This window comes from Caloranaerobacter azorensis DSM 13643 (assembly GCF_900129995.1).
Taxonomy (GTDB): Bacteria; Bacillota; Clostridia; order Tissierellales; family Thermohalobacteraceae; genus Caloranaerobacter; species Caloranaerobacter azorensis.
Genome location: NZ_FQXO01000128.1, coordinates 1 through 3,161 on the forward strand (window position 1 = coordinate 1; position 3,161 = coordinate 3,161).

4 protein-coding genes are annotated in these 3,161 nt (G+C 32.0%); all 4 read left to right on the top strand.

Features of this window, described 5'->3' with window-relative positions; all coding sequences use genetic code 11:
- The first annotated feature begins 232 nt into the window (after nt 1-232).
- Nucleotides 233-772, top strand: a complete 540-nt coding sequence (locus BUB51_RS12320; protein WP_035164124.1) for a helix-turn-helix domain-containing protein — start codon at nt 233-235, stop codon at nt 770-772.
- A gap of 49 nt (nt 773-821) precedes the next feature.
- Nucleotides 822-1,244 carry an adenosylmethionine decarboxylase gene (speD, locus tag BUB51_RS12325; RefSeq protein WP_197051413.1) on the top strand — a complete coding sequence of 141 codons (423 nt, stop codon included), beginning with the start codon at nt 822-824 and terminating at the stop codon, nt 1,242-1,244.
- Nucleotides 1,245-1,336: 92 nt separating this feature from the next.
- Complete coding sequence (gene speE, locus BUB51_RS12330) at nt 1,337-2,191, top strand: polyamine aminopropyltransferase (protein WP_035164122.1); 855 nt, start codon at nt 1,337-1,339, stop codon at nt 2,189-2,191.
- Nucleotides 2,181-3,035: an agmatinase gene (gene speB / locus BUB51_RS12335; RefSeq protein WP_278294527.1), complete on the top strand. Its 855-nt coding sequence runs from the start codon at nt 2,181-2,183 to the stop codon at nt 3,033-3,035. The genes speE and speB overlap by 11 nt, the downstream gene beginning before the upstream one ends.
- Nucleotides 3,036-3,161: the final 126 nt, after the last annotated feature.

Below are 3,161 nucleotides of genomic sequence, written 5' to 3' on the forward strand. Positions count from 1 at the left end.
TTTATTAAATCTGTTGATAAATGTATGGCTTCGTATTTTCTTATCCACAATTTCTTTTTTATTTCCTTCTCAAAAAAATGGGGAAACTTAAATAACTAATTAGCTATTGACATTTTTTTAAAAAGTAGTATATTTATTATATGTAAACTTAAAGTTTAGTTTAATTTTTTTTGTAATTTAGTTTAGCATTTTTAAACTTTTCATATAGTATTATTGAATTAGGGGTGTGATTGTGGATATTGGTAATAAAATAAAAAGGTTGAGAATGTTGAATGGACTGACTCAACAGGAATTAGCTCAAAGATGTGATTTAACGAAAGGCTTTATATCGCAAATTGAAAGGAATTTGACATCACCATCTATTGCAACATTAATGGATATATTAGAAGCATTAGGAACTGATATCAGGAACTTTTTTAATGAAGTTGAGAATGATAAAGTTGTGTATACAAAAAAGGATATATTTTCAAGTGAAAATGAAGAATTAGGGCATATTATCGAGTGGCTTATTCCTAATGCACAAAAGAATAGTATGGAGCCTATACTTCTTACATTAGAAAGTGGAGGAAAGAGTAAGGTAGAAAATCCACATGAAGGAGAAGAGTTTGGATATGTTTTATCTGGAAGCATTTATTTAAACTTAGGAGATAACAAGTATAAAGTGAATAAGGGAGAAAGTTTTTATTTTAAATCGGATAAGAAGCATTTTATTGAAAATAGTTTTAAGAGGAAAGCCGTTGTAATTTGGGTAACTTGCCCGCCGAGTTTTTAAATAAGTATGTTAATTAACATTCTTTATAGAAAGGAGAAGGCTTATAAAGATAGAACAATTAGGAAGACATATTTTAGCAGAGTTTTATAACTGCGATAGAGATATACTAAATGACCATGCATTAATAGAGAAATATATGAATGAAGCAGCTATTGAAGCAAAGGCAACAATAGTAAAGAGTGTATTCCATTTGTTCAATCCATGGGGAGTAAGCGGAGTTGTAGTGATACAAGAATCTCATCTTACAATTCATACTTGGCCAGAATACGGATATGCAGCGGTAGATTTATTTACATGTGGAGATGAAGTAGATCCATGGATTGCTTTTGACTATCTAAAAGAAAAGTTAAAAGCTGAAAAAACAGAAACACAAGAAGTTCCGAGAGGAATAGTAGAGAAAATAAAAAGATTTTCAGATGGGCAATTAGATGATATAAAAGTTAAACATAAGCCGGAAGTTGTAAATGCATAATTTTTAATTTACGAAAAAAAATAAAGCCGAGGGTGCTCTCGGCTTTATAAGTCATAAGATAATAAATAACTAACATAAGGAGGAATTTTGAAATGGAATTATGGTTTACTGAAGAACATACTGATTATGCTAAATTCTCTTTTAAAGTGAAAAAACATCTTTATTCAGAAAAGAGTCCTTTTCAACAGGTAGATTTTATAGATACATATGAATTTGGTAAGGTACTTTTATTAGATGGGCTTGTTATGGTAACAGAAAAGGATGAATTTATATACCATGATATGATAACTCATGTTGCTATGGCTACGAATCCTGAAATTAAAAGGGTTCTAGTTATAGGTGGTGGAGATGGCGGTACAGTAAGAGAGTTAACTAGATATAATACAATAGAAAAGATTGACATGGTTGAAATAGATGAATTAGTTGTTAAGGCTTCAAGGGAATTCTTACCATTAACTTCATCTAAACTAGATGATGAGAGAGTAACTTTATATTTTGAAGATGGAATAAAGTTTGTAGAAGATAAGGAAAATGAATATGATTTAATAATTGTAGATTCAACGGATCCGATAGGACCAGGAGAAGGATTGTTTACTACAGAATTTTATAAGAATTGCTATAAGGCGTTAAGTGATAAAGGTATACTTGTTAATCAAAATGAAAGTCCTTACTATGAAAGAGATGCTAAAGCTATGTTAAGAGCAACAGGAAAATTAAAGAAAATTTTCCCTATAGTAGAAGTATACCAGTTCCATATGCCTACTTATCCATCAGGACATTGGCTATTTGGATTTGCATCAAAATCATTACATCCAATTAAAGATTTTAAACCAGAAGAGTGGAAGAAATTCAACCTAAAAACTAAATACTATAATACAGAAATACATGTAGGAGCATTTGCTTTGCCAACTTACGTTAAGGAGATGATCGAAGCTGGTGTTAAATAAAAATATTTATACATTTATAGGATTTGACAGTGAATATGAAGATTCGCAAATAGTAGTTTTTGGAGCCCCCTTTGATGGAACGACTTCATTTAGGCCGGGAACGAGATTTGCTCCTGCTGTAATGAGAAATGAATCATATGGATTGGAAACATATAGTCCGTATCTTGATAAGGATTTAACCGATATAAAAGTTTATGATGCTGGTGATTTGGAATTCCCATTTGGTAATACGAAAAAAGTATTAGACATGATAGAAGAGTTTGCGAAAAGTGTTTTAAATGACGGTAAGATACCTGTTATGATAGGTGGTGAACATTTAGTAACTTTGCCATCTGTTAAGGCAGTTTATGAAAAGTATAAAGATATTTATGTTTTACATTTTGATGCTCATACAGACTTAAGAGAAGATTATATGGGCGAAAAGTTATCTCATGCTACAGTCATAAGAAGAGTATGGGAATTACTTGGAGATGATAGGATATACCAATTTGGGATTAGGTCTGGTGAAAGAGAAGAATTCGAATGGGCTAAAAGACATACAAATCTGACTAAATTCACATATAAAGGTCTTGAAGACGTAGTAAATAAGCTAAAAGGGAAAAAAGTTTATGTTACTATCGATTTAGATATTTTAGATCCATCAGTTTTTCCTGGAACTGGTACACCAGAACCTGGAGGAATACTATTTAATGACATGATGAATATTATTGGTATTTTAAAGAATTTAGATATTGTAGGAGCTGATATTGTGGAGTTATCTCCACATTATGATAATAGTGGAGTTTCAACTGCTGTTGCATGTAAAATACTTAGAGAATTAGTTCTTGCAATCAGTAAAAACTAAAGCGGCCATTGGCCGCTTTAAATTTACGTGCGCCGGGCATGCGTAACAACTAGGTGGTGAAAGTCCACTGTGGGGGTTGACCGTGCCAACCACTAGCCAAAGGCAAGGGTGTCCATCGTGAGGTGG

Coding starts and splice junctions, on each gene's coding strand:
- speE (WP_035164122.1), top strand. CDS start 1,337: ATGGAATTATGGTTTACTGAAGAACATACTGATTATGCTAAATTCTCT.